Below are 3,664 nucleotides of genomic sequence, written 5' to 3'. Positions count from 1 at the left end.
TTTTTAGTTTGTCGTAAAACCAAAATATGAAAAAAGGAGCTTGCCAGATATGGCAGCTCCTTAAATTATTTTTTGTCGGTCAGTAGTGATAAAATTTATAAAATGTGGGAGCAGTGCCGGCAATAGGGCTAAGAAACTGGTTGGTAGCCAATAAAATATTGTTGTCGTATATGTCAATATTTTCATACAGCCTGTTTACATAGTCCTTCATGCCTTCGCTGTCAATGAACTGCCTGTCAAATTGGGCGTTTTTTTCGGCCAGTACAATTTCCTTTTTCTTGTCTGGATCTCTACGGGAATAGACTTGTGTGAGCTTTTCGGTCATGTAAGCCGGTAGTATCGTCTTGCCGCCTATTTCCGTTGAATCTTGCTCCTTGAATAGAAACTGGTAATTCTTGAAGATCTTTCTGTTGCGGAATTTATCACTGATATTGCTGAGCGATAAGGAGACCTTTTCATATTGCTTGAATTCTTCAAAAGGATGTGACCCCATTCTATTGGAGTCCTTGTGGGCTATCACCTGCCTGATAAGCTGCACCGCTGGGTTATCTCTATTGCGGTAGCGGGATTTTTGCCCAGTGATAACCACTTCGCTCAACATATTGGCGTTGACTTCCAGTTTCACGTTGATGGTCTGCTCCACGCCTGGTTGAATGCTTTGTTCCTGGGTGATATAGCCAATATAGGCAAACTGAACAGCCTTGGCGTCCCCATCTATCCTCAGGCTGTAGCGTCCGTCTATATCTGCAGATGTACCTATTTTGGTGCCAGGTACCTGTACGGTAGCAAAAGGAAGCGTCTCTCCCGATTGCGCATCGCGGATGACTCCTTTTACAAGGGTCTGCGCCGAAACCAGGGAAATGACTAAGGATAAAAAAGCCGTTAGGCCTATTTTGAATATATTAAACATATTGTTTCTCAACAATTTATTGAAGAAATTAATTTTGCAGTAATCTGCTGGTATTGTCATGTTTGACTTTTTAGTATGTTAAATGTTACGTATGATTTATATGTTTTTCTGTTCCTGCCCGATATTTCCAGGTACTCGTAGCGAATTTGAGGTACAACTCAATGCAAATCCAATTTTGGGAGGTGCAAAGATAATTGCGGAGAACGTACAGGAAAAGATATAAATGGCGCCAAAACTTTCCTTTTTTACGGTTATCGCCCTGTTTTGGACAAAAAAACCAAGATTAAGTAAAATGTGCCTGTTTGTTTTCATACCGGTTGCGGTAATCACGGGGCGACAAGCCGCCCATGCGCTTGAAAAACTTGCTGAAAAAAGCCGGGCTTCCAAAATTCATTTCAAAAGCAATGGTGCCGATGTCTATCTCCGTTTCATCGAGCAGTCTTTTGGCTTCCATGAAATCGAGTGTGTCCAGTACCTCTCCGGCGGTTTTCTGTGTAATCTCTTTTACAGTTTCAGAAAGGTATTTGGTAGAGACATGGAGCTTATCGCCATAAAACGAAAGATGGCGCTCTGCCATATGGTGTCTTGTGGCAAGTTGTAGAAAGCCATGTACCAGCTCATCCTTACGACCTAAATTGGTGTCGGAGGAGCGGTGATGTTTATTGCCTACTTCTGCCAACTCGTACAGTAGGTCGGTGAAACCATTGATTAACAAATCCATTCCGAAAGAATGACCGTTTACCTTCAGCTGCCTTTGTTCCAATCCTTCCAATAAACTATTGAACATCATTTCTTCTTTTTTAGTTAACCGCCATACATGGTGGAACTTATATCCAAAAAGTTCCATGACCCTAAAGATTTTCTCTGAATACCTGATATGCTGCACAAAGTCTGTCGTAAAGCTAAGCCCCACTATGGAAAGATTATCGCTGAACTTTGCCACTTGTTTCACGCTTGTCAGATCACTTATAAGCAAACTTCCGTTGGTTACTCTCATGTCTTCGAAGTTAATTTTGATGTCCATATATCCTTCCAGGATGAGTATAATGGAGAAGAAGTCCGATCTGAAATTTTTTGCCAGCCTAGGGTAGATATCGGTATCTTCAGTACTTTTTAAGCTTGCCCGAAATATGGACAATCCCTTTATTGAAACCTCCTTTCTATGTTTAAAGTCACTATTGAACGACGCGTGCTTCAATGTAGGTATAGCTTTATTGTTCATGATTATTGCGCCAAATGCATCCAAAAATTAATATGATGTGCAATATTATCGTTTTCTTTTTTTTCGCTTCATCATAGCAATATCAAATCTAATTTTATGAGTTTCGATTGACTGATCGGATATGATGGGACAGGCACCTGTCTACCGTGTTGTTATCCGTTCTATTTGGCTACTTTTCTGCTATCTGATGGCGGGGCGCAGCATAGTCCCTTTGTTTTCAGAAATAAGTTCCATCGTGGTAAAGCGGTGTAGTAGCACTTTCGTATAAACAATGGAAAAATATAGTATGAATTTTCAGGTGGAATGAAAGTCAGTCCTGTTGCGATAAACGTAACTTCAAAACATTTTGCTTTTTTTGATGGTTTAAAATAGTCTCAATTAAACGATTTCCGAAACTCCAGGGGTGTAACATTGGTTTTGGTTTTAAACAACTTACTGAACGACTGTAAATGTTCAAAACCCAATTCGTAAGCAATTTCGCTTACTGATAAGTCTGTCGTGGATAGTTTTTCTTTGGCTTTTTCAATTAACTTGTCATGTATATGTTGCTGTGTGCTTTGTCCCGTTAATGTTTTGAGCAAACTACGCAAATAGGTAGGTGAAACGTTTAAATTATCTGAAATGTATTGAACTGTCGGCAAGCCTTTCGTTACCAGACCGTCGCTGTCAAAGTGATCTGAAAGTAGTTTTTCCAACCGGTCAAGGATTTGGTGATTGCTGATTTTTCGGGTAATGAATTGACGTTGATAAAAACGTTCTGCATAGTTCAGCAATGTTTCAAGATGCGAAATGATAATGTCCTGACTGAATTTGTCAATGTTGGAATGATACTCGTTTTGAATATTTTTTACGATGTCATTTATGAGGGATTCTTCTTTGTCAGAAAGAAACAAGGCTTCGTTTGCAGAATAATCAAAGTATTCGTATTTTTTAATCTTCGCAGCAAGTGTCGTATTCCATAAAAAATCAGGATGAATGAATAGCATCCAGCCTTCTATATTATGCGGTACTCCGTTTTCTTCTCCACGCAAAATTTGCCCTGGCGACATAAAAGCCATTAAGCCTTCGTCAAAATCGTATTTCTGTTGTCCGTAAAAAAGCTTGTCGCAACCTCTTTTTAATGATACGACATATAAGTCAAATATAACGGCATTGATAGCCGGGTCACTTTTCAGCCCTTTCAAATCAACGATGCCGATGAGTGGGTGATGTGGCTTTGGAAGCCCCATTAAACGGTGTATTTCCGTTATGGATTGTATTCTATATGGTTTCGTATTAGACATAGTACAAAGTTAGTTTAATTTTTAAACGGATATTTCAGCCAAATCATAACTAATGGAATGATTAAAAACGGAATTTCCATCAAAACTATTTTAATATTTCCTGCTCTTAAAGCCAAAGCCATTATCAAAATGATTGACATTGCATTCAGTATATTTCCTATCACTACCAAACGGATAAACTTAAAAACAGGCAATAAACTCACTTAACTTACTGATTATCAGTAAATATTTTCATTAGATAAAAAAGCC

General features: G+C 38.9%; 3 protein-coding genes. All 3 read right to left on the bottom strand.

Annotated elements, in window-relative coordinates:
* Window positions 1-79: 79 nt before the first annotated feature.
* A complete protein-coding gene (locus tag A37S_RS0122280) occupies window positions 80-910 on the bottom strand; it encodes a carboxypeptidase-like regulatory domain-containing protein (RefSeq protein WP_028298854.1) in 831 nt (276 codons plus the stop codon).
* Between the two features lie 283 nt (window positions 911-1,193).
* Window positions 1,194-2,132, bottom strand: a complete 939-nt coding sequence (locus tag A37S_RS26485) for a helix-turn-helix transcriptional regulator (RefSeq protein WP_028298853.1) — start codon at window positions 2,130-2,132, stop codon at window positions 1,194-1,196.
* 374 nt (window positions 2,133-2,506) lie between these two features.
* Window positions 2,507-3,415, bottom strand: coding sequence for a helix-turn-helix domain-containing protein (locus tag A37S_RS0122265; RefSeq protein WP_028298852.1), 909 nt, complete (start codon window positions 3,413-3,415; stop codon window positions 2,507-2,509).
* Window positions 3,416-3,664 lie beyond the last annotated feature (249 nt).

This window comes from Olivibacter sitiensis DSM 17696, assembly GCF_000427965.1.
Lineage (GTDB): Bacteria > Bacteroidota > Bacteroidia > Sphingobacteriales > Sphingobacteriaceae > Olivibacter > Olivibacter sitiensis.
The sequence above is the reverse complement of the archived record's forward strand: the minus strand, read 5'-3'. Positions and strand labels throughout refer to the sequence as shown.

What these genes read in the sequence shown, in the direction of transcription:
- A37S_RS0122265 (WP_028298852.1), bottom strand. Translation starts at nt 3,415, where the DNA reads ATGTCTAATACGAAACCATATAGAATACAATCCATAACGGAAATACAC.
- A37S_RS0122280 (WP_028298854.1), bottom strand. Translation starts at nt 910, where the DNA reads ATGTTTAATATATTCAAAATAGGCCTAACGGCTTTTTTATCCTTAGTC.
- A37S_RS26485 (WP_028298853.1), bottom strand. Translation starts at nt 2,132, where the DNA reads ATGAACAATAAAGCTATACCTACATTGAAGCACGCGTCGTTCAATAGT.